We start from the raw sequence: 1,722 nt of genomic DNA, 5'->3' as shown, positions 1-1,722 counted from the left end.
CGGGCTCTGTCGCTCGTTGTGTGAAGGGGTCAGTGTGCGAGCAGGACGCGTTTGCGGAGTAGGTCGAGGCCGGCGCGGCCGAACATCTGCCGTTTGATCATCTTGAGGCGGTTGATGTTGCCTTCGACGGGGCCGGAGTTGTGCGGCAGGGTCAGGCCGTTGCGGACGGCGTCGAGGTCGCGGCGTAGGTTGCGGGCGAACCCGGTCAGGGGCGTGAGGGTGTCGTGTTCGACGGCGGTGATCCATTCTTCGAGGCGGTCGCCGTGGCGGCCGGTCATCATGATCGCGAAGGCTCGCACGTGTTTGACCAGCCGGTTCAGGTCTCGGTCGCGGCTGCGAACGTCGCGTAGCTTGATCGTGTCGCGGGGGTCGAGGTGGTCGGGGTGAGTCATGATCCATGAGGTGATCTGGCGCACGGATGGTGGTTTCGGGCCGGGGTGCGGGGCGTGGCCGAGGCCTTTGCGGAAGCGGCGTAGGTATCGCTGGACGGCGAGTTCCCCGCCGGGGTAGCCCTGCTGTTTGATCTCGCGGAACAGTTGGGTGGCGTTGCGTTCTCCGTCGTTCCAGCGCTGGTGCAGGTGGGCGACGTAGTCGTCGACCAGGTGCGCGCGTTGCTCGGTGACGGCGGTCAGCTCGGCGACGCTGGCGGCGTTCAAGTATTTGCGGACCGTGGCCTGGTGCAGGCCGAGCTTGCGGCCGATCGCCGACTTGTTCAGTCCCTGGGCAGCCAGTTGGTGAACGGCGGTGTGGTGTTCACGAAGGCGGGTCACGATCTTCTTCTCGGGTAGCGGCTGCACCTCGGCGGGCATGGCGTCGTCGGCTGGTGGCGGTGCCGGCGCGACGAGCCGGGATCGATAGGCATTGACGGTCTTTTCGACCGCTTGCCCCAGGTTCTGCCAGAGGTGGAACCGGTCCGCGACCTGCACCGCATCCGGGGCGCCGCAGCGGGCGCCTTCGCCATAGCCGCCGGCGCGGTCGCGGCAGATCACCTGGATTTCGGGATGTTGCCGCAGCCACGCGGCGAGGCTGTCGCCGTCGCGGCCGTCGAACATGTCAACCGGGCGGTGGCTGGTCATATCGATCAGCACCGTGCCGTAATGACGTCCCCGCCGGAACGCGAAATCATCGACGCCGACGACCGTAATCGGCGTCCTCGGCGGGTCAGGTAATGCTTTGACCAGCCGCAGCAACGTGTCGCGACCTGCGGTGGCCCCGATGACCGATGCCAGCCGGGAACCGGCCCGGCCGGCGAGCGCCAGGCCGATCTGCGTGAGCAGGTCGCGCAGCCCCGGCGTCAACCGCGCGTGCGGAGCGGTCAGCCCGTCGACCTGTTCGGCGAAGGTCCTTGCCGCGCAGCTGGCGTTGTCGCAGCGAAACCGCCGGATCTGCACCTGCAGCAGCAACGCAGTCCCGGCTATCGCGACATCGCGTAAGCGGCGCTGATAACGCCCATGCACCCTGCTCGACGGCTGCCGACACCGTCCGCACCGCGCGGTCGCCGCCCGGACCCGACCTGACAGCACCACCACGCCGTCACGCTGCTCAACAACCTCGATCGACAGACCCGACAGATGCGGCAGCAACCGCTCCACAAGCGAACACGCCGAACATGATCAACGAAAGCGCCGAGCGGGCGACGGAACCGTCCACATCACAAGATCGGCGACAGAGCCAAGGTCCGCGACGGGCAGGTCGCCAACCGGCCGTTCTACGCCGCGATCG

The 1,722-nt window shown here is 67.7% G+C and carries 1 protein-coding gene; it reads right to left on the bottom strand.

The window, feature by feature from the left end; translation table 11 throughout:
• Positions 1-29 precede the first annotated feature (29 nt).
• Positions 30-1,523 (bottom strand): ISL3 family transposase, encoded by a 1,494-nt coding sequence (locus V6U89_RS30040; RefSeq protein ID WP_442934003.1) that lies wholly within the window; start codon positions 1,521-1,523, stop codon positions 30-32.
• Positions 1,524-1,722 lie beyond the last annotated feature (199 nt).

Source organism: Micromonospora sp. CPCC 206171 (assembly GCF_036906755.1).
Classification (GTDB): Bacteria; Actinomycetota; Actinomycetes; order Mycobacteriales; family Micromonosporaceae; genus Micromonospora; species Micromonospora purpureochromogenes.
The sequence above is the reverse complement of the archived record's forward strand: the minus strand, read 5'-3'. Positions and strand labels throughout refer to the sequence as shown.